Annotated in this window: 24 protein-coding genes and 2 pseudogenes; 5 read left to right on the forward strand and 21 right to left on the reverse strand. The window is 39.9% G+C overall.

Going from position 1 to position 24,306, the window contains the following annotated elements:
- Positions 1 to 35 precede the first annotated feature (35 nt).
- Both DWV68_RS03475 and DWV68_RS03480 read left to right on the forward strand, forming a co-directional pair.
- Positions 36 to 1,787 carry an Rqc2 family fibronectin-binding protein gene (locus tag DWV68_RS03475; protein ID WP_118665055.1) on the forward strand — a complete coding sequence of 584 codons (1,752 nt, stop codon included), beginning with the start codon at positions 36 to 38 and terminating at the stop codon, positions 1,785 to 1,787.
- Positions 1,788 to 1,852: 65 nt separating this feature from the next.
- Positions 1,853 to 2,080, forward strand: a complete 228-nt coding sequence (locus tag DWV68_RS03480; RefSeq protein WP_022243866.1) for a hypothetical protein — start codon at positions 1,853 to 1,855, stop codon at positions 2,078 to 2,080.
- Between the two features lie 151 nt (positions 2,081 to 2,231).
- On the opposite strand, the gene DWV68_RS14535 is transcribed toward DWV68_RS03480, so the two are convergent.
- Positions 2,232 to 2,372 (reverse strand): hypothetical protein, encoded by a 141-nt coding sequence (locus DWV68_RS14535; protein ID WP_197420807.1) that lies wholly within the window; start codon positions 2,370 to 2,372, stop codon positions 2,232 to 2,234.
- 112 nt (positions 2,373 to 2,484) lie between these two features.
- On the opposite strand from DWV68_RS14535, the gene DWV68_RS03485 reads away from it, so the two are divergent.
- Both DWV68_RS03485 and DWV68_RS03490 read left to right on the forward strand, forming a co-directional pair.
- Positions 2,485 to 2,814: a hypothetical protein gene (locus DWV68_RS03485; protein WP_117841084.1), complete on the forward strand. Its 330-nt coding sequence runs from the start codon at positions 2,485 to 2,487 to the stop codon at positions 2,812 to 2,814.
- Positions 2,815 to 2,878: 64 nt separating this feature from the next.
- Entirely contained in the window at positions 2,879 to 3,169 is a 291-nt protein-coding gene (locus tag DWV68_RS03490; RefSeq protein ID WP_117698642.1) for a hypothetical protein, read from the forward strand.
- Between the two features lie 151 nt (positions 3,170 to 3,320).
- Here DWV68_RS03490 and DWV68_RS15045 read toward each other — a convergent pair.
- The 20 genes and pseudogenes from DWV68_RS15045 to DWV68_RS03595 form a co-directional block, all read right to left on the reverse strand.
- A pseudogene (locus tag DWV68_RS15045) lies at positions 3,321 to 3,464 on the reverse strand (tyrosine-type recombinase/integrase); the annotation flags it as partial.
- Between the two features lie 132 nt (positions 3,465 to 3,596).
- The gene (locus DWV68_RS03500) at positions 3,597 to 4,055 is read right to left on the reverse strand and encodes a YaiI/YqxD family protein (protein ID WP_015514506.1); all 459 of its coding nucleotides are present in this window, start codon (positions 4,053 to 4,055) and stop codon (positions 3,597 to 3,599) included.
- A 23-nt stretch (positions 4,056 to 4,078) separates the two neighbouring features.
- Positions 4,079 to 4,663, reverse strand: a complete 585-nt coding sequence (locus DWV68_RS03505) for an SOS response-associated peptidase (RefSeq protein ID WP_012744277.1) — start codon at positions 4,661 to 4,663, stop codon at positions 4,079 to 4,081.
- Positions 4,664 to 4,705: 42 nt separating this feature from the next.
- Positions 4,706 to 5,308: a hypothetical protein gene (locus DWV68_RS03510; protein WP_015514507.1), complete on the reverse strand. Its 603-nt coding sequence runs from the start codon at positions 5,306 to 5,308 to the stop codon at positions 4,706 to 4,708.
- Positions 5,309 to 5,790: 482 nt separating this feature from the next.
- A complete protein-coding gene (locus DWV68_RS03515; RefSeq protein ID WP_243089435.1) occupies positions 5,791 to 6,207 on the reverse strand; it encodes a winged helix-turn-helix domain-containing protein in 417 nt (138 codons plus the stop codon).
- Positions 6,208 to 6,212: 5 nt separating this feature from the next.
- The gene (locus DWV68_RS03520) at positions 6,213 to 7,169 is read right to left on the reverse strand and encodes a D-alanyl-D-alanine carboxypeptidase family protein (protein ID WP_118665057.1); all 957 of its coding nucleotides are present in this window, start codon (positions 7,167 to 7,169) and stop codon (positions 6,213 to 6,215) included.
- Between the two features lie 43 nt (positions 7,170 to 7,212).
- Positions 7,213 to 7,716 (reverse strand): hypothetical protein, encoded by a 504-nt coding sequence (locus DWV68_RS03525; protein WP_118665059.1) that lies wholly within the window; start codon positions 7,714 to 7,716, stop codon positions 7,213 to 7,215.
- 27 nt (positions 7,717 to 7,743) lie between these two features.
- A complete protein-coding gene (locus tag DWV68_RS03530) occupies positions 7,744 to 8,928 on the reverse strand; it encodes an ABC transporter permease (protein ID WP_117456454.1) in 1,185 nt (394 codons plus the stop codon).
- Positions 8,918 to 9,631, reverse strand: coding sequence for an ABC transporter ATP-binding protein (locus tag DWV68_RS03535; protein WP_004853372.1), 714 nt, complete (start codon positions 9,629 to 9,631; stop codon positions 8,918 to 8,920). The genes DWV68_RS03530 and DWV68_RS03535 overlap by 11 nt, the downstream gene beginning before the upstream one ends.
- A 4-nt stretch (positions 9,632 to 9,635) precedes the next feature.
- Positions 9,636 to 10,490 (reverse strand): hypothetical protein, encoded by an 855-nt coding sequence (locus DWV68_RS03540; protein ID WP_226841040.1) that lies wholly within the window; start codon positions 10,488 to 10,490, stop codon positions 9,636 to 9,638.
- Between the two features lie 137 nt (positions 10,491 to 10,627).
- Complete coding sequence (locus tag DWV68_RS03545) at positions 10,628 to 11,713, reverse strand: sensor histidine kinase (RefSeq protein WP_008703821.1); 1,086 nt, start codon at positions 11,711 to 11,713, stop codon at positions 10,628 to 10,630.
- Positions 11,700 to 12,401, reverse strand: a complete 702-nt coding sequence (gene vanR, locus DWV68_RS03550; RefSeq protein WP_004853366.1) for a VanR-ABDEGLN family response regulator transcription factor — start codon at positions 12,399 to 12,401, stop codon at positions 11,700 to 11,702. Before vanR ends, DWV68_RS03545 begins: the two co-directional genes overlap by 14 nt.
- A 5-nt stretch (positions 12,402 to 12,406) precedes the next feature.
- Positions 12,407 to 12,619, reverse strand: coding sequence for a helix-turn-helix domain-containing protein (locus DWV68_RS03555; protein ID WP_008703822.1), 213 nt, complete (start codon positions 12,617 to 12,619; stop codon positions 12,407 to 12,409).
- A 158-nt stretch (positions 12,620 to 12,777) separates the two neighbouring features.
- Positions 12,778 to 13,968, reverse strand: a complete 1,191-nt coding sequence (locus DWV68_RS03560) for a CHAP domain-containing protein (RefSeq protein ID WP_008703824.1) — start codon at positions 13,966 to 13,968, stop codon at positions 12,778 to 12,780.
- The gene (locus DWV68_RS03565) at positions 13,946 to 14,152 is read right to left on the reverse strand and encodes a hypothetical protein (RefSeq protein ID WP_012744284.1); all 207 of its coding nucleotides are present in this window, start codon (positions 14,150 to 14,152) and stop codon (positions 13,946 to 13,948) included. Before DWV68_RS03565 ends, DWV68_RS03560 begins: the two co-directional genes overlap by 23 nt.
- Positions 14,153 to 14,451: 299 nt before the next feature.
- Positions 14,452 to 14,844: pseudogene (locus DWV68_RS03570) on the reverse strand (YodL domain-containing protein); the annotation flags it as partial.
- A gap of 425 nt (positions 14,845 to 15,269) precedes the next feature.
- On the reverse strand, positions 15,270 to 16,652 hold the full coding sequence (locus tag DWV68_RS03580) for an HNH endonuclease (RefSeq protein ID WP_117841087.1): 1,383 nt from the start codon (positions 16,650 to 16,652) through the stop codon (positions 15,270 to 15,272).
- A 316-nt stretch (positions 16,653 to 16,968) separates the two neighbouring features.
- The gene (gene leuS, locus DWV68_RS03585; protein ID WP_117698990.1) at positions 16,969 to 19,389 is read right to left on the reverse strand and encodes a leucine--tRNA ligase; all 2,421 of its coding nucleotides are present in this window, start codon (positions 19,387 to 19,389) and stop codon (positions 16,969 to 16,971) included.
- 111 nt (positions 19,390 to 19,500) lie between these two features.
- Entirely contained in the window at positions 19,501 to 20,802 is a 1,302-nt protein-coding gene (locus DWV68_RS03590) for an InlB B-repeat-containing protein (RefSeq protein WP_118172550.1), read from the reverse strand.
- Between the two features lie 73 nt (positions 20,803 to 20,875).
- A complete protein-coding gene (locus tag DWV68_RS03595) occupies positions 20,876 to 22,969 on the reverse strand; it encodes an elongation factor G (RefSeq protein ID WP_117698992.1) in 2,094 nt (697 codons plus the stop codon).
- Positions 22,970 to 23,288: 319 nt separating this feature from the next.
- On the opposite strand from DWV68_RS03595, the gene aroF reads away from it, so the two are divergent.
- Positions 23,289 to 24,305, forward strand: coding sequence for a 3-deoxy-7-phosphoheptulonate synthase (gene aroF, locus DWV68_RS03600; RefSeq protein ID WP_022243873.1), 1,017 nt, complete (start codon positions 23,289 to 23,291; stop codon positions 24,303 to 24,305).
- Position 24,306: the final 1 nt, after the last annotated feature.

Consider the following 24,306-nt stretch of genomic DNA (forward strand, 5'->3'; position numbering starts at 1 on the left):
AAAGAATCTAGTCTTTCCAAAGGAGGTCATATTATATGGCGCTAGACGGAATTACCGTAGCTGCACTTACTGCAGAATTAAATCAGACAATTTTAAATGGACGAATCAGCAAAATAGCCCAGCCTGAGGCGGACGAGCTGCTGCTTACCATAAAGGCACCATCCGGCCAGTACCGGCTTTCTTTAAGTGCCAGTGCTTCCCTGCCTTATATCTATCTTACAGCTCAGAATAAAGTCAGTCCCATGACTGCACCGAATTTCTGCATGGTATTACGAAAACATATTGCCAACGGCCGGATTATTGCCATCAGTCAGCCCGGATTAGAACGAATCATCCGGATTACGGTCGAGCATTTGGATGAAATGGGCGACCTGAAAAAGAAAAACCTGATTATAGAATTAATGGGGAAATACAGCAATATTATTTTCTGTGATGAAAACGAACGCATCATTGACAGTATCAAACGGGTTCCATCCCAGATGAGTTCCGTCCGTGAAGTTCTGCCGGGAAGAGAATATTTTATCCCGGAGACCCAGAACAAGCGGAATCCCCTTGACTGTTCCTATGAACAGTTCTGTGAAAAAGCGTCTTCTCTTCCACTGCCACTTGCCAAAGCACTTACTTCTGCTTTTACCGGAATCAGTGGACAGGTTGCAGCAGAAATCTGTTACCGTGCTTCTTTAGATGCAGATACACCGATTAATACCTTAGAAGAAGACGCACTGCTGCACCTTTATCATAATTTCAGCTGGCTGATGGAGGATGTCGAAAATAAAAATTTCAAGCCATGTATTCTTTATAAAGGAGAAGAACCGGCAGAATATGCTGCCATCTTACCAACCCGCTATGAACATACGGAAGGCTATCACATTGAACCGGCAGATTCTATTTCCGCCGTATTAGAACAATTTTATGCCAGCCGCAGCCTCTACACCCGTATGCGTCAGAAATCTGTGGATTTGCGTAAAATTGTATCCACTCACTTAGAGCGAAGCAGTAAAAAACTGGATTTACAGTTAAAACAGTTAAAAGATACGGAAAAACGTGATAAATTTAAAGTATACGGCGAATTATTAAATACCTACGGCTATCAGGTTACCGAAGGAGCCAAATCAGTAGAGGTGCCAAATTACTATACCGGTGAAATGCTTACCATTCCTCTGGATGAAACACTTTCTCCACTGGACAATGCAAAAAAATATTTTGCCCGGTACAATAAATTAAAGCGTACCTTTGAAGCATTAAATACCCAGACCGAAGAAACCAAGGCAGAAATAGCACACTTACAGACCATTCAGGCTGCGCTTGCCATTGCGGAATCCGAAGATGACCTTGCCCAGATCCGGGACGAGCTGGAAACCTATGGCTATATCCGCAGAAAAATGAACGGTAAGAAAAAACAGAAATTCAAAAGTAAACCATTCCATTATCGTTCCAGTGATGGCTTTGATATTTATGTTGGAAAAAATAATTTCCAGAATGACGAACTTACTTTTAAGGTTGCCAATGGAAATGACTGGTGGTTCCACGCCAAAGGAATGCCCGGCTCCCATGTTATTGTAAAAACCGAAGGCAGGGAGCTGCCGGATCGGACTTTCGAAGAGGCCGGCAGACTGGCAGGCTACTATTCTTCCGGCCGTGATAACGAAAAAATTGAAATCGATTATTTACAGCGTAAAAATGTAAAGAAACCAAACGGTGCTGTTGCCGGTTATGTCATTTACTATACGAATTATTCCCTGACAATTCACCCGGACATTTCCGGCATCGAAAAAATTTCAGAATAATTTAGTCACACATTTTTACTTCTTCCATATTATGAAGTGTAAGATAAATTTTGGAGGATTTGAAAATGAGTGATTTAGCTGCTACTGGCTGCGGATGTGGATGTAACGAAGGAAATAACTGCTGTTCTTTAATCTGGATTATCCTGTTACTCTCCTGCTGCGGCAACAATGGATTTGGAGGATGTGGCAATGGATGCGGCAACGACAGCTGTATCTGGATTATTTTACTGTTGCTCTTCTGTGGCGGCTGTGGTGACAGCTTCGGATTTAACAACAACGGTTGTGGATGCTAATTCATCTGCAAAGCGGGGGCCTCTCAACGAGGTCCCTTTTTCACTTTACAGGAAATTGCTTTCCTGTAAAGCAAAAAAATGCTCCGCGAGGATGCGCACTGCGGCGTATAAGGTAGATGTCGCAAGCGACCGCCGCAGGCACAAGAATGTGTCAAGACACATTCTTTGTTCTGTCATATCTTTGACCGCCTTTTTCCGGTGCGGTCAGTTTCTTCTTTTCCGTTTCTTTTTTCTTCATACATTCTTCATCTATTTCATATACTTCATTTCCGTCAATGATTAATTTTCCCATGCTGGCATCAAATCCTTTCCTGTTTCTATAAAAAGGTTCTACATTTTATTATATGCGTCAAAGTTATATTTTCCGCTGTTCCATCATAATTTAAAAGAAAAAGGATTATTTTATGGATTCTGAGTATAAACCAACCTTCTTTGACTCGCAGTTACAAAACCACCAGTTACAGATTATGAAAACCATGATTCCATATCTTTCCGCCGGTCAGCAGCGTCCCTTTGCGCTTCTCATCAAATATATGGAACTACAAAAAACAGCCCAGCTTTTTTCCAATGACACGCTTACGATTCAGGAAGTCAGCAGCCATTCTCCCCAGGAGCGGATGTTTCAGATGCTTACCGATATCAGCGAACAGTGTACACCCGGCGAGAAAGAAAATATTGAAAACTTTTTAAATATGTATCAGATGCTGTCTGCTTATGATACCCTGTTTTCCTGATTTCATCACTTTATCATTTGTTATTTTATGGTTCCCTGTCAACTTGTTAAGAACGGAGGATTTTATGAATTTAGACTTTTTGAAAGGCAATCCTGCCTTAAATGATATTTCACCGGAAAAGCTGCAGTTTCTTATGGATTTTGCTTCTAATAATACTGATACAAAGGATGCCAAATCCATGGCTTCCACGGTCATGAACGCCGCCAATAATGCCAAACAAAACGGTATGACATTTTCGAATACTGAAACAACTTTATTAATTGAATTATTAAAGCAGAATATGTCCGAAGCAGAACGTGTAAAAGCAGATAAAATGCTGCAGATGATGCAGATGTTACAGAAAAAGAAAAAATAGTCTCTTATAACGCAAGCGAGGATATGCAAAATGCACATCCTCGTTTTTTGAAATATTTATTTCTGAACAATATTTATATCTACTTGAGAATGTTGGTTTTACGCTGTTTTTCGCTATTTATCTTCTGATTTACTCTATTTTTACTCCAAATTTAAGCCAATATTTTCAGTTCAGCTACTTCTTCTTTTTTCTTCTCTTCTGAAACGTGAGTGTATAAATCGGTTGTCATTGCCAATATTGAGTGACCTAAGAGTTTCTGCACTACCTGTTGGTCTACTCCATTTTCATAACACCTTGTAGCGTATGTATTCGCTGATTCTCAAGATAAAACTTCAAGTGCATTTTGTATGTTTTATCTGCTATTGCACTCTTCTGTTTTTGTTTTAAGTCTTTATAGCTTCTGTCGTTCCTCTGCATCTACAATTCCTCATCTGCCTTCTTTCTCCCGTGCCATCAAAAGCATTTTTTCAAAAGACTGAGCGAATCTTTCATCATCTTCCTCCGTCCGCTTCTTCGGTCCCTTGACATGACATTTACGGGAACTTCTTCTGGCTTTTTTACTCAGGTGACGTTCCATTAGCATCTGATCAATATTATCATCCGTGTACCATTTACCTGATTGATGAATAGCATAAGCACCTTTTCCCAATGCCATTGCAGCCACACCATAGTCCTGTGATACGACAATATCTCCTTTATGGCAGATACTAATCAGTTTATAATCTACTGCATCTGCTCCTGCACCGACAACAACAACTTTACTATAAGTCGATGACAGAACATGGTTTGTATCACACAACAACATTACCGGAACACTATTATCTTTTGCAATCTTTTCAATGATCGCAACCACTGGGCAGGCATCTGCATCAACAAATATTTGCATCTTTCTATTTCTCCTCTGAACCATTATAAGAATAAGCTCTGCTGTTCGTATTCTGCCTCTCGTTTTAGCTGAACCGGTACCTGATGCAGAATTTGCTCCATTTTCCTGTCATCGAACCAATCTTTCAGCTGTCCTTTTTCCAATATCAGCGGCATACGATCATGTACTTTTATCATAGATTCATTGGCTGCTGTAGTCATAATCACAAATCGTCGTTCATTCTCAAACCAATCACAGAAGCCAGCCATATACAATACTGGTGCATCATATCTGGAAAATGTATTTTTCTCTTTTAACCGATTCCATTCATAGAACCCACTTGCCGGTATCAAAATGCGGTGATAGAGGATTCCATTTCGAAAAGAAGGTTTGTCCATAACAGATTCTGCTCTTGCATTTATAACCAGATTCTTTCCTTGTGACAATGGATATCCCCACTTGCAAACATCCAGTTTCAATCCATGTTCTGATTTTTCAATGATCGGTGCTACATTGGTTGGAAAGATATCTCCTGCAAAATGTTCCTGCCGGATCCGTTGGTCTATATCATGCACTACTTTTTCGATTTCATCTGCCATATCAGAATCAATATAATATCTACCACACATAATACTTCCTTCACTTATAGATTCTATTTCATCAAATATACATCATTTATTTCTAGGCACTTTAAACTCAGTTAATCTATAATTTTGAATCCACCCCATACATTCTTCACCATCTTCATTCTCCCAAATTATCTGTCGCCACTTTTTATATTTATCTATAATTCTAACAACTTTCCCTTCCTCAAGCTTTTCAATTACAATCGAATGGCAGTCATGCTTCAGTCGTACAATAGATTCTCTATTAACGATTCTATATTTAGTCGTATTTAGCTCCTTCGCATCATATCCCATTCCAACGATGTAATAATTATTGACTTGTTGTGTATAATTGTAATTATTTATCGTTGTTGCTGAAGAATTCGTAACTCCCAAAACAACTGATATAATCGTAATAATAAAGTTCAGCCATTCTCGTATTTCTTTAACATCTATCGTTCGTTTTTCTTCTATTGGCAAATTCTGCTTCTCTTTATTTATCGAAAGATTCGTTGCTCTTTCATATTCCGATGCAATAGTTTCTGACACCGTATCAATATCCCATTCTTCGGATTCTGAGAAAACTTGATCGGTAACTCTTCCCAATAAATTTATATGAGGCTTCTGGCATAATGGTGGAAGCCTAACACCATAAATTAACAACACCATATTGAAAAAACACTTGTGTTCTTTAATGTATTAACTGCGAAGAAAAACACAAAAGGAGTATTCACAAGTGGCTTCAGTTAATACATTATGCAAAAGTGTCCTTAATGTCAAGAACACAGTTATAAAAAATTGTAATCTTTACTCTGATAAGAATGGAGTTAAACATATTCGTATCCAAGCAAGACCTAATAAATGGCACGAGAACGACTGCCCATTCTGCCATAAATCATGCCCTGTTTATGATAAACATTCCAGTAGTATAATGCCGAGATATTACGAAGATAACTCGTAGAAAATGCAAAGTCCAGTCGCAAGTTTAGACACGATATTGCTCTTAACAGTCGTATAAAATCAACATTTGCAGGGATTTATCAAATTCCGACATACCGTCTTAGAAAATGAATAATCCCTCGCAATTCATTATGAACTACGAGGGACTGCTTACTGACTGTTAAAGCGGTAGCCGATCTCACGAACACTATCTATGGAAAAGTGAGAGTTTGTATGACAAAGTTTTTACGAAGATTCCGAATGTAAAAGCCTACGGTATCCTTTTCATTGCCTGCTGATATTTCGCCCCACACCTTATCATAAATCTGCTCGTATGTAAGAACACGACCTTTATTGGCTGCGAGCAAGCAGAGTATATCGTACTCTTTGACGGTCAGTTCAATTTCCTGACCGTTATTGATAACTCTGCGCCGGCTCAAATTGATTTCTAAGCCGGAAAGGGATAATGTCGGCTCATATGAAATCTCTAATTTTTCAAAATCAGGGTGCTGTTTTACAAAAGCCAGCATATCGTCAAAGGCTGTTGAGTCTAGTGCTTTGAACTCCATTATTACGATTCGTCCGATATTATCACCCCCCTTGGTTAGTTTTTTTGTCTTGGACAACATAAGATTTATTGCGTGAGATAATACGATTCATCAATCGTTTTCAGAATAAAATTCACATCGTCATAACGAGAGGAATCGGACTGAGAGCCTAAACTGCATATCAAAAACTCTTTTCCGTGCTGCTGATAAAGCACAATCAAGTTATAGTCGTCAGACAGAGAGCCAGTCTTAATTCCGCATACATTTTCGTTGTAATATTTGGATGTCGGATCAAGGAAGGCGTTTGTATTCTGCCATATTTGTGTACTGCCATCAGGCAGTGTTGCCGTATAAGTGTTTTGAGATACAATTTCTCTAAACCACGAGTATTCCAACAACCGATATACTACTTCTTTCAAATCTAAAGTGGTGGTAAGTGCCTCCATATCAAAACCACTCGGATCATATAAAACTGTGTCTAAGTACCCCTGCTGTTGCAAATGCAGGTTTAAGTTCTCCATGAAAATCCTCACACGCTCTTGACAGCTTTCTGCTTGCGGCGAAAGTAATCCTCCACAATAATCAGCAACCACATAAGCTGCGTCATTCCCTGACGGTACTAACATTGCCGCAAATAGATTGTGTAAAAAGTATTCTTTTTCCTTGATTTGAGCAACAGACGAGCCAGGTTTCGTGAGTGAAATAGCACCATAGTCTGCAACAACGACACTATCAAGGTCTGCTAAAGTTGACGCATACTCAATAACAAACAGCTTGGCTAAACTTGCAGGAATTTGTGGCTCGTTCTCGTTTTTTGAAACAAATATTTCATCATCAGAACAATCCACCAAAATCAGCGATTTTGCATTATAAGAGTCAGGAAAATCTTCTTTGTAGAGAAAACCATTTATTTTATTCTTTACCTCTCTGAAATTTTCCGGCTGCATTGCCCACGGCACAAACATTATACCTATGCCGATACAAACTACAAGCAAAAACAAAAATACTCCAAATCGTTTTTTCTTACGGCGTTTTCTCTGCATATATGTGCTCACCTCCCAACACCAAAACTCCTATGTGCCATTTTTAATCGGCATAATTTGCCTGAATACACTCTGTAAATCCAGACGGATCTCCCAACTTAGCTTTATCAATATTATCACGAAGATATTTGCGTGTGGCGTCATCACAGCGATCTGTTCCCATATAAGTCATATCAAAGGCTTTTTCGAGTTCAGCTAAGGCTTTTGCCGCCCTTTCCGAATCCGTATTGTAAGTATCAAGCCATTCCTGCATCCAAGAATATTCCCAAAGGTTAGATGCTCTTGTATCGCCATATCCTATCTGAAAAGACGCTCCCGTATCTTCGCCTTCCAAAGCATCAGGCGGCGTAAAGCCCTCCGGCCAATTCAAACTCTCAATGGTCGTTAGGTATTCTTCTTCAATGGTAGCAAAGTCCGTGAAACCTCTTGTGTTTGTGTCGGAGTCCGAAGAAGTGGAGCAGCCTGCCAGCATAATCACCAGCAAAGAAATCATAACACACAATAACAGTCTGTACGGTCTTTCGGATTTTGAGATTGTTCGTTTCATTTTGTTTCCTCCTTGAATTGAGTTTTATTATCTAAGAGCCAATGCAGGCTCTAATTTTGCTGCTTTCAATGCTGGTAATAATCCGCCCAATAATGCTGTAAGCACAGACACAGCAACTGCAACAACAGCAACGCTGATTGGATAACTCGGTGTTCCCACCGGGGAATCCACAGGGAGCAACGCTCCAATACAATGCACCAAAATCAGCGAAATCAAAATAGCTGCAAAGCAAACGAATATTGATAAAATCAACTGTGAGCCTAAAACCAATGCCACAATATTTGTTCGTGAAGCACCTATCGCTCTGCGGATCAGCAACTCATGTGTGCGCTGTTCCAATGAAGATAGTCCGATATTGATCTGCCCTAATACGGAAACAAACAGCAACAAAAGCGAAGTAACCAAAAGCCCTAATTGCAGTATGGACAATACCGAATCATAGGTATCTCCAATATCACTCCGCCCAGCACTTTCCCAGTAACCGCCAATGGTATCAGTCAAAATGTCGCCAAGGGCAGAATGTATCTGTTCGATTGTCAGTCCTGTTGTGGGATGCCAATACACATTTGCATTTTGTACTTGCCACATTGCTGGTGCGAAATTGAGGATCGCCGCAGAATCCGCATAGATAGTCGGAAAATCCCTGCCATCGTTTACTACTCCGACAATATTGAATGGGGTTAACGAAAGTGTGCTTTTTACATTTCCTGCAGCATAGGGCGAATCATTAAAATAGTTTTTAGCTTCTTTGTTTATGACCACTTCAAGCGATCCGCCCTCACTCGAAGGCTCTAACCATCTACCGGATGTCATTGGAAGATTATAGACTTGACTATATGCCTCCGTGGTGCAAACTAAATCAAAAGCCATCAGGTTTTGGTAAACATCATTCGGCGGTATTGGCGTTAAATCTTTCATTGGTGCAAATCGAATATCTTCTCCCATAGAAAAAGTAACAGCGGCTACATCATCAATGGCTTCAAATCTCTGGAATAATTGTTCCATTTTATTTCTATCGTGAAAATCGGATTCCGTTATCACGAATGAGTAAGTAGGTGACCAGCCATATACCTGTGCGTTTACGGAAATCAAATACTCCCGTCCAAGCGTACCAACTAATACCGATCCAAGCATTGCGATAATGCCTACAAGCATTGAAACACTTGTCAGAATACTTCTAAGTGGAGACAGACGAAGGTCTTTAAGTATCATTTTTAGCACAAGTTATCCTCCCTCCATCCATTTCAAAAATCGTATCACAGGTATCTGCAATATCAGGATCGTGCGTAACCAACAGCAGCATAATTCCATTTTCTTTTACGACGCTGTGCAACAGTTCCATAATCTGCGTTCCCGTCTTTTTATCCAACGCTCCCGTAGGCTCATCACATAAAATGGCTTCCGGAGATACTGCAAGCGCCCTTGCGATTGCAACTCTTTGTTGTTCACCGCCGGACAAATTGATTGGGTAATCATTTTCCTTGCTTTCTAAGCCGACACTTTTTAGCAAGCCTGTAATTATCTCGTGACGCTGTTTGGCGGTAAACGACTTTTTGGCATAGAGTAGGGGTAATTCGATATTTTCCCATACCCGCAAGTGCTTAATCAGAGAGTAGTTCTGAAATACAAATCCGATATTATTGGCTCGCAGTATAGACAGATCACGGTCTTTCAAAGCAGAAATAGATATACCATCATAAAGATACTCGCCCTCATATTCCCGATTTAACAAGCCAATAATGGATATAAGGCTTGTTTTGCCTGAGCCGGACTTTCCGACAATGGCATAACTGCGCCCTCGTTGCAATTCCATATTAGCGTTGGTTACTGTTGTCAGCATATCGCCATTATTCAATTTGACGCTTGCTTTCAAATCCTTTATTTTGATTAAAGTCTTTTCGGAAATTCCTTTCATTTTATCAAATCCCCCTCGGATCAAGGTTTGGCGGAGTAGCAGAAACTACATCGCCCTCCTCTAAGCCGGACAGTATTTCTATATTGGCTCCGTCTGTCACACCCAATGTCACTTTTGTTTCCACTCTTTCTCCATTCGGAGTAATTACAGTAACCAATCCCGTCCCTTGTCTACCCGCTATTACCGACAGCGGCAATATAAGGACATCATTTCTCGTTGTCGCCGTTATGACTACCGTTGCACTTTGCCCCGATTTCACATCGACTGTTTGACTGATCAAGCATTGCAGAATGCCCTCTTGCGGCACGATTCCCGTAAACGCATTTTCATCTGCGGCAGGCGACACCACGGCAATCATATCGGTTGGTCCTACACCATCATATACTTGAAATTTTGCTTTCAACTCTGCATACTCCGGTAAGGTACTCAAAAAATTATCTGCCTCTACATTGAGGGCAAATCCTGTATAATGCACTATCGCTACGGGATAATTACTCGGTACGCTTTCATTGGATGGGGCAATAGAGGTAATTGTACCATCCACCGGAGATTTCAATTCTTTGCCGTTCACAGTTCCAATAATTTGCCCGGCAGTGATTTTTTCTTCTAATTCTACCGCTGTATTAAATATGCCATTTTCGGGTGAGAAAATAATAAACGGTACTGCCGGAACAATAGTCGTTTGCGTTGAAACGGTTGGAGTAATTGTCCCTCGTACAACTGATACCGTTTTTTCTGCGGATGTTGCGCTATCTGTAAGATTGTTTTCGTCTGTCTGCCCAATTGCAGAGCAGGCAGATAGCGTAAATACAAGAAACAAAATAGAACATAGCAGCATTTGTTTTCTTAGCAACTTCATCATTCCTCCTTATGCTGTATCACAAAAAATACGAGCCTCTATCTTGATACTTTTATTGTACCAAAACAGAAGCCCGTATTTTCTTGATTGCTCGTAAGATATTCCTCTTTTTTTCTATGCAAATTCTTACAATTTTCCTACGCCAACGGCAAAGTAATTGAAAACTTGTTTTGATCCTCTTGGCTCTCTGCAACGATTGTACCATTGTGTAGTTCAACAATCTGCTTTGCAATCGCCAAACCTAATCCAGCTCCTCCACTGCTTGTACTTCTCGCTGCGTCAAGCCGATAAAACTGCTCGAAAATCCTGTTTAACTTTTCTTCCGGCAGAGTATCGCCGTGGTTACAAAAAATAATGCTGACCGTATCTTCCTGACATTGTGCGCTGATCGTGATATCCGTATTTTCAAAACTGTAGATAACCGCATTTCTCAAAAGGTTATCAAAAACACGCTGAATTTTGTCTGCGTCACATCGAAGCATTATATCATCATCAACACAAAGATTACATTGCAAATTCTTTGATTTGAGCATAGGCTTAAATTCATATACAAGTTGCTCCAGCAGGCGAGTTAAATTGATTTTCGTGTATTGTAATGTAATATCGTATATATTGAATCGTGTTATCTCGAAAAACTCGTTAATCAGATCCTCTAACCGTTCTGCCTTACCAAGAGTGATTGAAAGGTACTTTTCTCGAAGTTCCTTTGAGATTTGCGACTCATCACGCAGTAAAGTAAGATACCCGATTACAGAAGAAAGCGGTGTTTTCAAATCGTGTGCAAGATACATAATCAGGTCATTTTTTCGCTGCTCATTTTCTTTTGCAAGCCTTGCATTACTTTCAGCCTCTTGTTTTAACTGATTGATGTTAGCGGCGATTTCACTCAACTCCGGGGACATTTCAATGTAACTGACATTCTGATCGAACATTTTTCCTGTCGCAGCCTGTACCTCGTACACATAGGCGACTACTTTTTTCAAAAGTAGGTATGTCATGTATATAATACAGCCACCCCACACGATTACAGCCACTATATAAAGATATACTGTTCTGTAATACAAGTAATAATACAAAACATACTTGCGGAGAATTTCCTCTGCCATAATTCCTAAAAGAAAAGTACCGCCAAAAATAAGCACAGAGCAAATCGCACATTGAATTACATACCCTTTGAACAAGGTAGAGAGCAGATAGTTTTTTTCTTTTTTATTCAATTTCATACCCTACACCCCAAACAGTTTTAATGAACTTCGGATTTTTTGAAGGTTCATTCAATTTTTCCCGAAGCCGCCCAATGTGCGCCATTACCGTATTGTTACTGTTGCGAAGATACTTTTCTTTCCACACGGCTTCAAATAATTCCTCCGAGGCGACAACTTTACCCTGATGTTCGCACAGATACCACAGAATAGAAAACTCCAACGGAGTCAAGGCTATTTCTTTGCCATACAAGTAGCACTTGTGGCTGACTCTGTTTATCAGTAGACCTCTGATGTCATACTCGTCTTTTTCTTCGGATTGGCTCAAATTAGGACTGTTATAGCTCTGATAACGCCTTAATTGCGTCTTTACTCTTGCCACAACCTCTAAAGGATTAAACGGTTTCGTTATATAATCATCCGCACCAATCGTAAGCCCCATAATCTTGTCGCTATCCTCAATTTTGGCGGTAAGCATAATAATAGGGAAGTAAAACTTTTCCCGAATTTTTTGGCAAAGTCGAAAACCATCAATATCCGGCAGCATAATATCAAGTATCGCTAAATCAATCTGCGACTGTTTGATACATTTCATCGCCTCTAACCCATTATAACATTTATATACTGAATAACCATCGTTACTCAAATACACTTCAAGCAGATCAACGATTTCTTTTTCGTCATCCACAATTAAAATCTTCTTGTTCATTGATCCTACACCTCATTTTCGGGTACGGCTTCCATTATGTCGCCAAAATCACACTCTAAGTATTCGCATATATTCAACAGCACGGGAAGGGTAACATTTTCATTTTTTCCGAGTTTCGCAAATGTACTTTTGCTTGCCCCGACCGCTTCTCGTAATTGACTCTTTTTCATTCCCTTGTCAATCAGAAGTTTCCAAAGTTTGTTGTACCGTACTTTCATTTCCGCACCTCCACCCAAATATAGTTTGTATTATAGCACTTTGAGAGTGAAATCGCAATTATTAAGTCTGTATTTTGAGACTTTTAGTTTTCAAACCGGCACAATATCTTTCTGATATGTAATCCAACCGCCTGCAAAATGCAGGCGGCTTGTGTATTTTAATAGGCAGGTGCGCCGTAGCCAAGAATCTCGTAATAACCGATAGAATACTCATTGACTCGGCAACTGTCGCCGGAGTTGCCCTCGACCGTATAAACCTTGCCGTTTTCGACCTTTTGAACAATACCCGTATGGTCGGATAATCCATCCTGACCACTTTCGTCTGCCCAATCGAAGAAAATAATCATTCCGGGGGCAGGCTCGGCGCTGCCATCCAGCCATTGTCCACGATCCTTAAACCATTGTACTCCGTTGACACAGCCTGCATATTTTGGGATAACTCCAGCGTCGATATAGCCGCACTCGTTGGCACACCAAGATACAAAGCAAGCACACCATTCTACACGGGAGTTAAAACCGTACCACGACCAATACGGCTGACCGCCCACATTGCCAACCAGAGAGAGTGCAACGGTCACGATCTGTCCGTCGCCGCCTGTAATGCCGTAAAGCACCTGTGACCAAAGGTAATTGTTTTCATCTGCAAGCAGTTCAGCGAGGTAGCCTTTCTGTTCTTCGTTAAAACCATATTGCGCCGCCATTTCCTCGGCAGTCTTGTGGCTGACGGTAATATACAGATAGGTTTGTGTGACCGTGCTTTCAGTTTCCACGATATTACCGTGTCCGTCATCGGTTTCGGTAATAACTGTTTCGGTCTTGCTCTCTGTTCGGGAAGATATTTGATTCATCTCCCAAAAGATGTCTTTTAAGAGTTGCTTTTTGCCATCGTCCATTGTGGCAACCTCTTGGGGGTTATCTTGATCCGTATTCGTTTTTACAGAGTAAACGGCAAGCACCTCTTTCCAAACGGCTCTGCTGCCACTCATTTCAAGAACATCATAGGATACCGAGTTCTTTTCCTCTTGCAGCTTGGTATCGTATTCGGTATTGATTTCCTGCACAACGGTCTGCATACTCATTCCAGTGCCGGAATCTTCGTCTGAGAAGAAAATGCCAAATACTGAGCCGAGGATCATACCAATCAGGCAAATCACGATAATAACCAAAACCGCCACCCAGCCGCCTGCGGCGATAGCGGCAATCAAGGCTTTCGTTCCGGCAATAATCGCTTTAATGGCAAGTGCGGTCGCTTTGGCAATCGCCTTTACCGTAACCACGGCGGCTTTTGCCGCAGCCCTTGCCGCTTGTGCTGCTCTCTGTGCAGTTTTAACCGTAATGATTGAATCCACCTAAAAATCCTGGATTGCTATGCCCCCGCTTATGCCCCTTGTCATCATAATGGTTTAAACCGCCAAAGAATCCTGGTCGACTCTCACCTACTTTATGCCCGTTATTGTCATAATGATTCATACCACCAAAAAAGGAAGGCGAACTATGTCCGATTTTCTTTCCATTTGCATCATAGTCGTTCATACCACCAAAGAATCCTGGTCTGCTCTCGCCTACTTTTTTCCGTTTGCATCATAATGGTTTATGGATCCAAAGAATCCTGGTCTGCTATATCCTTTTTTACTCATAATGTCATCCTCCTGACTCTATTAGCCTCTTGTTTGATCTCAGAATAACACACTTTTCTCATTTGGAAGTCGCATAACAGGCGACATTCTTTTATCGCATTTACATTCATTATACCATTTATAATTCTTCCGACAATACGCAATAAAGCCGGAAGCCACGTTATCATCCATGACCTCCGACTCGTTCTGCTTATTCTACACTGTCCTTACACCCAAATCAACTCCTCTCTCCGTTTTATCTTTTCCCTGCTTTTCTTGAATAATCCTCTTATTGATCTCAAGCCGTTCATGAATGGATAATTTCTTATCTTTTCCATCTACCGCCTGCTTCTGCTGTGCCGGTTTTCTATCTGTTTTTCCTACATCCTTAACAACTTCATTCGCTTCGGTACTTGTTACCCTCTCATCTGCTCTTCCTTCATATCTTTCTGCTATCTGCTGTTCTCGTCTCTCCTTCACACCTTTTTCCTCCAGATTGCAAAAACTCTGCAGATACGGAAGCACATGATTCTGCATGTCTGTCAGATCTTCCATATACTTTTGGAACTCTTCACTTCCTTTGCCTTTCTGGTAATTGATCCAATACTCATGTCCGTCTGATTTCTTCTATTCCGACAGGCATACTATTTTTACAAGAGATTTTGAAAGTATTAACATGGTATTAACAACCGCCACAATTTACTATTATGGAATTGATACAAAAACCTATGAACCGAAAGTTACCAAACTTGCCTACTCAAAAACTGACGATTGCTTTTATATCGACAACGGAATACAAGACGCTCACATAAAAGCATTTGAAAAAGAGCAAATAAAAGAATCACTTTACTTAAAATATAACGCCCAATAACAAACAAGAGGACTTGCAAGGTTTCTAACCTTTCAAGTCCTCTGCTATATCATGGTACTGTTAGCCATGTCCGTTCCGTCAAGGACTGCCCTACGGCGTATCGGCTACGCCTTGTTCCTTGACCTCACTACATTTGCACAATCCGTTCTTCTGTCATTCCATACTATTCATCACTTTTTAAATGTTTGTTTGTAATAATTGGAATAACTTCTTCTGAATCATTTACAAACGCTAAAACTTCATTTACTATCTTAATCTTCCGATAACCACCTTTATGATAATGCAACATCTTATGATGATTTGAACAAACAACTATGAGATTATTAAGCCTATCCAAAGTTCCTTCTTCATCATATTCTTCAGACAGATTTTTTATATGATGTACTTCTACGTATTTTGTTCCATCTTGTTTTTCTATTGGCATTCTTTGCTCATTTGAACATAATTGGCATTCATAATCATATGCTCTTTTTAGTTTATCTATTAACTTATGATTTCGTTCTATCTTATTTTCTGATATTTCTTTTTTTCTGATTTCCTGCTCTTCCAAATCTATAATTTCATCAATTTCCTCTGTTAGTTCTTTTATCGTATTACTTTTTTTAGAACGAACATACCCTAATGACAAAATATACTCATCTATTGACATTTCATTCAACTTTGCTACATTATATATTGTTTGATAAATTTTGTCTTGTGAAGAAAAATATACGATATTGGGTGGCTCTATAATGTATTTACTTAACTCTTTCTTATACTTTATATTCTTATTTTCAGAAACATACTCATCAGCACGCCTTGATTTTTTATATCCATAAAAATCAAGAAATTCATCTAAATGCATTCCACAACGATGTGCATAATTTCGAATCCATTGATTTTCTGGTGATGAACTTAATTGTACAACACCATCAACCATATGTTCCTCAAAAAATTTGATTATTCTAGAATCTCTAATTGAATCCTTTTCTGTTAAACAACTTTCAAATCCAAGAAATTGAGCATATTCTTTTCCTTTCATATTTCTTTTATGAGCCGCTTTTTTAAAAAGCTGTTTAGAATCTCCATTTAGTAAAATACATTCCTTTTTCAAAATGCTATCCCGTTCACTACATTTCAGCACCTCATAGTCCATTTCATTATATATATTCATTTTTTCAACTATTGAAAGAGTTTTTAAATCCTCTGGAACAAATTCATCAAACATACATTTAACACATTTTTCATCAAAATATATTAAACATATTTTTCCATCCCTACTATTTTTAATAAGATACCGTCTTTGCTGTTTCTCATTCCAATAACTGAATTTGTGGTACATTAACATTTTTCTAAAAATTTTCTCATCATCTTCTGATAACATTTCCATAAACCAAGATGTATAATGCTTTATCCCATGAATTAACACTTTATTGACATTTGCTTTTGTACTCCATGTCATATCTGCTATTTCTTGATTTGTCATCTGATACTCGTAATATAATTTCTGTATTGCCTCCGAATCTAATTCCGAAGTAGTACCCCGATATTTTTCTGTATTTCCCATTACAATTTATCTCCCTACATAAACATATAACTATCTGAATAGATTTTACCATAATTGACAAGCAAAGTCACATTTCTATAAAAGGATTATAGCAAACAAGGATATGCAAAAATGCATATCCTTGTTTATTTGAAATATTTACTCCATTTTCTTTCAACTTTTACTCCAAATTTACTCCATTTTAAAAATCTGTTACGATATTATGCGGTATTCTATGATACCTTTTCTTTGAAGAAAAATGTCTGCAAACCTTGATTTTAAGCGAACTTTTCAATATTTCCAAGCACTTTATTCTGTTGTGAGAATTTCTTCTCAATTATTTCATTACAATGTTAATAATTTTGCCCGGTACATAAATCTCTTTGATCACATTGCCGGTAAGCTTATCTGCAATTGCAGCTTTTCCTGCAGCAAGTGCATCCTCTTTGGAAGCATCTTTTGCAATGCTGACAACACCCTTTGTCTTGCCGTTAATCTGTACTGCAATTTCAACTTCATCATCTTCCATTGCATCTTTATCATACTCCGGCCATCTTTCTGCAAATACAGAAGTATCATGACCAAGCTCGCTCCACAGTTCTTCTGCAATATGTGGTGCAAATGGAGCAAGAAGAAGCACATAAGTTTCAAGTGTCTTCTTATCTACGCCGCCCTTCTTGGAAAGGTCGATCAGTTTGTTGTTGTATTCCATGAATCCTGAAATTACAGTATTTAAGCTGAAGCTTTCCAGTCTCTGGGTAATATCATATACCAGTTTATGACGAATCTTAACCAGTTCTTTAGTCTCAGCAACATCTGCATCCTTCTGGCTCATTACAAGATTCCAGAATCTGGTGATGAAACGGTATACACCATCGATTCCACGATCATCCCACTCAGAATCCAATTCCGGTGGTCCAACAAACAGCTCATATAATCTTAAGGAATCACAGCCGTAGTCACGAACCAGATCATCCGGTGAGACGACATTTCCTTTAGATTTACTCATCTTGATACCATTCTTACCGGTAATCATACCCTGATTAAACAGTTTGGTAAATGGCTCATCAAAGTCAATTACTCCGATATCATATAAGAATTTGGTATAGAAACGGGAATACAGAAGATGCAGTACTGCATGCTCTACTCCACCGATATACATATCAACTGGAAGATATTTATCTGCTTTCTCGCGGCTTACTAATTCATCTTTGTTCTTGTTATCTACATAACGTAAGAAATACCAGGATGAACCTGCCCACTGAGGCATGGTATTGGTCTCACGTTTTGCAGGCTTACCACAGCAAGGACATGTGGTATTTACCCACTCCGTAATATCTGCCAACGGTGATTCTCCGGTACCTGTCGGCTGATAAGATTCAACCTCTGGTAACAGTAATGGAAGCTCTTCTTCCGGAACCGGAACTGCTCCACAATCCGGACAATGTACGATTGGAATTGGCTCGCCCCAGTAACGCTGGCGGGAGAATACCCAGTCTCTTAATTTATAGTTGGTTGTCTTCTTACCAAAGCCCATCTTTTCAATCATTTCCGGAGCTTCTTTCTTAAGAACGGATGACTCCATTCCATTCCAGTCACCAGAGTTAATCATAATACCTTTTGCTTCGGTATAAGCTTCGGTCATATTTTCAATTTCCTTACCATCTTTGGCAATAACCTGGATGATTGGAATATTGAATTTCTTTGCAAATTCAAAGTCACGGTCATCATGTGCAGGAACACACATAATTGCTCCGGTACCATAATCAGCTAATACATAATCAGAAAGCCAGATTGGAACCTTTGCACCATTCAGCGGATTGATTGCATAAGAACCGGTAAAAACACCAGTCTTTTCTTTATCCTGCAAACGATCTACAGAAGATTTCAGGGATGACTGATAGATATAATCCTCTACTGCAGCTCTTGTCTCATCAGTTGCAAGCTCTTTTGCCAAAGCATGCTCCGGTGCAAGTACCATGAAGGTTGCTCCGTGAAGAGTATCCGGTCTTGTGGTATAAACAGTAATCTCTTTATCGCTTCCATCCACCTTAAAGTTGACTTCTGCTCCATTACTCTTACCAATCCAGTCAGTCTGCATTTTCTTAACCTTTTCCGGCCAGTCAAGCTTATCAAGGTCTGCAAGAAGACGGTCAGCATATTTGGTAATCTTAAGCATCCACTGCTTTAAGTTCTTCTTGGTAACATCAGCACCACAACGCTCACATTTACCATTTACAACTTCTTCATTGGCAAGACCAGTCTTACAGGATGGGCACCAGTTAATTGGCATCTCTTTCTCATAAGCAAGTCCGGCTTTAAACATTTTTACAAAAATCCACTGTGTCCATTTGTAGAATTCAGGATCGGTGGTATTTACTTCCATATCCCAGTCATAGATTGCAGCAATTTCCTGAATCTGACGCTTGATATTCCTGATATTTTCAGCGGTAGATTTTTCCGGATGAACACCCATCTTAATTGCGTAGTTCTCTGCCGGAAGACCAAATGCATCCCATCCCATCGGATGAATGACATAATATCCATGCATAAGCTTATAGCGGCTCCATACATCAGATATTACATAGCCTCTCCAGTGACCTACATGGAGTCCGTTTCCGGATGGGTATGGAAACATATCCAGACAATAGTATTTCGGCTTCTTGCCATCATTTACGTTAATTGGCTTATCTTCCCAGACTTTACGCCATTTCTGCTCTACCGCTCTATGATTATACGGTACTGTTGTTTGTGACATCTTCAATTCCTCCTAATTTAAACAGCTTTCGTCCATAAAATAAGGACATGCTGATAGAATGCCTTTTTAGAGACTTATACTCATAAAATTCTATCACATGCCCTCAATTTGTCAAGGAAAAATGGTATTTGTATCAATTGTAAGAATCCGGTCTATCGGACAAATGCTCTTCCCTTTTCCGTCTGTGCCTTCAAAATATTTCGAGCTTGCCGATTCAAACAGCACATAGATATTGCCGTCTGCATAATTAATTTCTTCGGAACATGGTGGCATTTCCACCTTAAGTTCCGGTGTCCGCGGCTTTGTATCCATTGCATCTACATTCTGGTAAATCTTTAAATAGGATGAATTGCTTCTTCCATAGGATGTGCTTAAATACACTCTGTCCTGTTCATCAAAAGCAATTCCCTGCACCTTTTCCGGTATCTGGTAGCGCTGCTGTTCCATCAGTTCTCCATCCTGATATTTATAAGAAATCATAATGGATTTGAATAAGGCATTGTGTGTTGCTACCCAGAGAATTCCATCATGCCAGGTAATGCAGGATGGCATATTCGCTACACGGTATTCTTCAAACATTCCGGTGGCATCCACAAAAATCTTCGGTTTGGACTCTGCAATCTTTTTTATATAACTGTAACTAAGCCGCTCCAAAGACCTTGTGTCCGAATGGCAGATCCAGACATTTCTTCCATCGTAGGTAAGTCCTCCAAGATGGCTGTTCTTTTTCATGCCAAGAGTAACCATATATTCTCCGGTCTCTTTGTCAAAGATATAAAGAGCTCCAAGGCTTTCCGAATCATCCGTATTATATGCTGTAATCATATAATAATCTTCGGTAATGCAGATTCCCTGCGGACACTGGTTGTCCGTGGATGTCATATTCTGTGCATAATCCTGTTCCCTGGTGGATGGCATTCCCGGAATATTTACATCATAGGCAAAGCTGAATCCACAATCCTTTAACATCCGGTCATTTCCGCTCATCTGTGATGCCGTGGAATATGGATACATTTCCACGCTGTAAGAAGAATCAATCTTCTTGGTCCATTTTGCGTATAAAGATACGTCTCCGAAATTATCAATGTTTATCTCTGTAATCTTATTCTGATAACTGCTTTCGGTATACCAGCCAGCGAAATTATATCCCGGTTTTTCCGGTATATCAAGGGTTAGAGGAAGTTCTTCTATAATATAGTTATAAGTCAAATCAGAAGAAGGGATTCCACCATTTAAGTAATAGGTGATATCATAATCTTCCTTTAATACATTGGCATCTTCCGGCTCCATGCTGTAATAAAGAGAGGTAGTGATTGGCAGAGAACGAAGTGCTTTTGCTTCTGAAAACTGCGAATTATCGAAAAACAGCGCAATAATCAAAACAATTGCAAAAAAAGTTCTTTTCTTTCCCATGTCACCACCACCTCTCTTTCGTCATCCGTTTGTCTTAACAGATATTTTTTCTCATTACACTTATCTCACTACACTATTTATCTTCTTCTGAAGCAAGCTTGGATGCCCGTTCTTCCATCTGTACCCTTGCGACTTCCTCCGGTGCCTGTTCGTATCTGGCAAACTGGTAGGAGAAATCTCCGCTTCCCTGTGTCATGGAACGAAGTCTTGTGCCATAACCATATAATTCAATATAAGGAATATCCGCTAAAATCTCGGTGGCTCCTTTGTTATCCGGTGTCATGCCAAGAACTCTTGCCCGCTTCTTATTTAAATCTCCCATTACATCTCCGGTATAAACGTCTGGTAATGTAATCTTAAGGCTGGCAATCGGTTCTAAAAGCACCGGCTTTGCTTCTAAGATTCCTTTCTTTAAGGCTTCTCTTGCAGCAACCTTAAATGCCATTTCCGAAGAATCTACTGCATGATAGGAACCGTCATAAAGCACTGCCTTAATACCAAGTACCGGATATGCCGCCAAAGGTCCTTTCTGCACGCCCTCCTGAAGCCCTTTTTCTACTGCAGGGAAGAAATTCTTCGGAACCGCTCCGCCAACCACTTCCTGCGAGAACTCATAAGCTTCCTCAAGATTTCCCGATGGTGAAAAACGCATCTTTACATGTCCATACTGGCCATGTCCACCAGACTGTTTCTTATATTTATATTCCACATCTGAGGTTCCTCGGATGGTTTCACGGAATGCAACCTTCGGACGGCTCAGTTCAATCTCTACTTTATATTTATTTTTTAAGGTTTCTACCAGAACCTCCAACTGCTGTTCCCCGATACCATAAATCAGTGTCTGGTGATTAGCACTGTCATTTACCGTCTTAATGGTTAAGTCTTCCTGCATGATTTTCTGCAGTGCCTGGGAAATTTTATCTTCATCACCTTTATTCTTTGCTTTATACCTCATGCCGGTATATGGCTCTGAAATACTTGTCCGGATAAAGAGTATCGGATTGGCTTTTGTAGACAGGGAATCGGTTGTCATAGCTCCGGAAAGCTTTGCTAATGCTCCGATATCTCCGGCATGAAGCTCCGGTACTTCCTGTGGTTTGCTGCCGCACATTACATAGAGCTTTCCAATCCTGCCTTCTGTATCCCGATGATGATTAAAAAGCAAATCATCGGTTTTTAACACACCGGAATTTACTTTTATCAGAGAATATTTTCCAATAAACGGGTCTACAATTGTTTTAAAAATATATGCTGATTTTGGCTTTGAGAAATCATAATCTGCAGAATATACTTCATTGCTCTTGGCATTGATTCCGGTACAGGAACGCTTATCCGGGCTTGGGAAGTATTTTATAATGTCATCTAACAAGGTGTACATACCCTGTGCAAGAATACTGGAACCCATGGAAACCGGAACCATGCTGGCATCCGCCACATTCACGCGAAGTGCCTGACGTATTTCGTTTTCTGAGAATTCATCACCATTAAAATACCGCTCCATGAATTCTTCACTGGTTTCTGCTACCGCTTCCATCAGGGCATCGGTACAGATTCCAAGGTTATTCTGGCTGTATTCCGGAATCTCACATTCTACTACTTCACCCTTATCATTCCATCTCTGGGCACTCTTACGAACCACATTGATATAGCCTACAAATTTCTCGTTTTCACGAATCGGCAGATGGAATGGAGCAATCCGCTTGCCATATAACTGCTGTAAATCTTCTACTACCTGCCGGAAGCTTGCATTATCAATATCCATCTCCGTAACAAATATCATTCTCGGAAGATTGTATTTCTCGCAGATGTCCCAGGCTTTCTTCGTACCCACTTCAATTCCGTTCTTGCCGGATACCACGATAATTGCTGCATCTGCGGCACTGACTGCTTCTTCCACTTCACCGACAAAGTCGAAATATCCCGGAGTATCTAAGAAATTAATCTTGGTATTATCCCAGATAACCGGAACAACCGAAGTATGGATGGAAAACTGTCTTTTGATTTCTTCTTTATCAAAATCACTGATAGTATTTCCATCAGAAATCTTTCCCATACGGGTTGTCATGCCGGATAAATATGCCATTGCTTCCACCAGACTGGTCTTTCCCGCTCCACCATGTCCTAAAAGCACGACGTTTCTGATTCTGTCCGTTGTAAATACTTCCATATGTTATTCCTCCTGTACTATAGATTTATGTATATATTTTACTAAATCAAGTTATTTTCTTCAACTATATTATGTATTATACACAACATTTATGAATGAATTGTAAATGTGTAGTAAACATTTTGCACTATTTTTGATAATTTTATTGTGAAATTTTATATTTTCGTACGTTAAACTTTAACGCTTTAAAGTATTGACATTATATTCTGATTCCGTTATAGTATACATGCACCACCGGAGAGATGCGGTTGCATTCCGTTTCTTCTCATATTATAATAGTCCGGTCAGGTGACATTTTTTTAAGTGAGGATTATAAATTATGATTATTGTTATGAAACCATCCGCTCTTCCACAGGATGTAGATAAAATTGTAGATGCAGTGGAAAAAGAAGGATTAAAAACACATCTTTCACATGGTGAAGAAGTTACCATTATCGGAGTTGTCGGCGATAAAACCAAATTAGATATTCAGCGCATTGAAGCCAGCCCTGAAGTAGAAAAGGTAGTTCCAATTACCGAAAGCTACAAGCTTGCCAATAAGAAGTTCCACCCACAGCCAACCAGCTTCAAGGTTAAGGATACCGTAATCGGTCCTGATACCATGACAATTATGGCTGGTCCCTGTGCCGTCGAAACAGAAGAACAGCTTCTTTGCATTGCCCGTGCAGTCAAGAAGGCAGGAGCAACCATTCTTCGTGGTGGTGCTTACAAGCCTCGTACTTCCCCATACTCTTTCCAGGGTCTTGAGGAAGAAGGTTTAAAATATATGAAGACCGCTTCTGATGAAACAGGTCTTGCAACCATTTGTGAAGTAACCAGTGCACATGCCGTAGAATCTGCTGTAAAATATGTCAGCATGCTTCAGGTCGGTGCCAGAAATATGCAGAACTTCGAATTATTAAAAGAAGTTGGCCGTGCCGGTCTTCCTGTCTTATTAAAGAGAGGTCTGTCTGCTACGATTGATGAATGGCTGAATGCAGCAGAATATATTATCTCTTCCGGAAGTCCAAACGTTGCATTATGTGAACGTGGTATCCGTACTTTTGAGACTTCCACCAGAAATACCTTAGACTTAAGTGCAGTATGTGTCTTAAAGGAACGTACCCATCTTCCGGTCATCGTTGACCCAAGCCATGCAACCGGTGTCCGCTCTTTCGTTGAGCCGCTTGCTAAAGCCGGTATTGCCTGCGGTGCCGATGGTCTGATGATTGAAGTACATAATGACCCTGCACATGCACTTTCCGATGGTCCGCAGTCTCTGAACTTCGAACAGTTCGATTCTGTTATGGAACATATCAAACCATATATTTCCTTAAGCGGAAGGAGCTTAATGTAAC

The sequence above is a fragment of the Roseburia sp. AF12-17LB genome (assembly GCF_003479605.1).
GTDB classification, from domain to species: Bacteria; Bacillota; Clostridia; order Lachnospirales; family Lachnospiraceae; genus Roseburia_C; species Roseburia_C amylophila.

Excerpts from the sequence above, each read along its gene's own strand:
- DWV68_RS03475 (WP_118665055.1), top strand. The coding sequence starts at position 36 with ATGGCGCTAGACGGAATTACCGTAGCTGCACTTACTGCAGAATTAAAT.
- DWV68_RS03480 (WP_022243866.1), top strand. The coding sequence starts at position 1,853 with ATGAGTGATTTAGCTGCTACTGGCTGCGGATGTGGATGTAACGAAGGA.
- DWV68_RS14535 (WP_197420807.1), bottom strand. The coding sequence starts at position 2,372 with ATGGGAAAATTAATCATTGACGGAAATGAAGTATATGAAATAGATGAA.
- DWV68_RS03485 (WP_117841084.1), top strand. The coding sequence starts at position 2,485 with ATGGATTCTGAGTATAAACCAACCTTCTTTGACTCGCAGTTACAAAAC.
- DWV68_RS03490 (WP_117698642.1), top strand. The coding sequence starts at position 2,879 with ATGAATTTAGACTTTTTGAAAGGCAATCCTGCCTTAAATGATATTTCA.
- DWV68_RS03500 (WP_015514506.1), bottom strand. The coding sequence starts at position 4,055 with ATGCAAATATTTGTTGATGCAGATGCCTGCCCAGTGGTTGCGATCATT.
- DWV68_RS03505 (WP_012744277.1), bottom strand. The coding sequence starts at position 4,663 with ATGTGTGGTAGATATTATATTGATTCTGATATGGCAGATGAAATCGAA.
- DWV68_RS03510 (WP_015514507.1), bottom strand. The coding sequence starts at position 5,308 with ATGGTGTTGTTAATTTATGGTGTTAGGCTTCCACCATTATGCCAGAAG.
- DWV68_RS03515 (WP_243089435.1), bottom strand. The coding sequence starts at position 6,207 with ATGTTGTCCAAGACAAAAAAACTAACCAAGGGGGGTGATAATATCGGA.
- DWV68_RS03520 (WP_118665057.1), bottom strand. The coding sequence starts at position 7,169 with ATGCAGAGAAAACGCCGTAAGAAAAAACGATTTGGAGTATTTTTGTTT.
- DWV68_RS03525 (WP_118665059.1), bottom strand. The coding sequence starts at position 7,716 with ATGAAACGAACAATCTCAAAATCCGAAAGACCGTACAGACTGTTATTG.
- DWV68_RS03530 (WP_117456454.1), bottom strand. The coding sequence starts at position 8,928 with ATGATACTTAAAGACCTTCGTCTGTCTCCACTTAGAAGTATTCTGACA.
- DWV68_RS03535 (WP_004853372.1), bottom strand. The coding sequence starts at position 9,631 with ATGAAAGGAATTTCCGAAAAGACTTTAATCAAAATAAAGGATTTGAAA.
- DWV68_RS03540 (WP_226841040.1), bottom strand. The coding sequence starts at position 10,490 with ATGAAGTTGCTAAGAAAACAAATGCTGCTATGTTCTATTTTGTTTCTT.
- DWV68_RS03545 (WP_008703821.1), bottom strand. The coding sequence starts at position 11,713 with ATGAAATTGAATAAAAAAGAAAAAAACTATCTGCTCTCTACCTTGTTC.
- vanR (WP_004853366.1), bottom strand. The coding sequence starts at position 12,401 with ATGAACAAGAAGATTTTAATTGTGGATGACGAAAAAGAAATCGTTGAT.
- DWV68_RS03555 (WP_008703822.1), bottom strand. The coding sequence starts at position 12,619 with ATGAAAGTACGGTACAACAAACTTTGGAAACTTCTGATTGACAAGGGA.
- DWV68_RS03565 (WP_012744284.1), bottom strand. The coding sequence starts at position 14,152 with ATGAACGACTATGATGCAAATGGAAAGAAAATCGGACATAGTTCGCCT.
- DWV68_RS03580 (WP_117841087.1), bottom strand. The coding sequence starts at position 16,652 with ATGGGAAATACAGAAAAATATCGGGGTACTACTTCGGAATTAGATTCG.
- leuS (WP_117698990.1), bottom strand. The coding sequence starts at position 19,389 with ATGTCACAAACAACAGTACCGTATAATCATAGAGCGGTAGAGCAGAAA.
- DWV68_RS03590 (WP_118172550.1), bottom strand. The coding sequence starts at position 20,802 with ATGGGAAAGAAAAGAACTTTTTTTGCAATTGTTTTGATTATTGCGCTG.
- DWV68_RS03595 (WP_117698992.1), bottom strand. The coding sequence starts at position 22,969 with ATGGAAGTATTTACAACGGACAGAATCAGAAACGTCGTGCTTTTAGGA.
- aroF (WP_022243873.1), top strand. The coding sequence starts at position 23,289 with ATGATTATTGTTATGAAACCATCCGCTCTTCCACAGGATGTAGATAAA.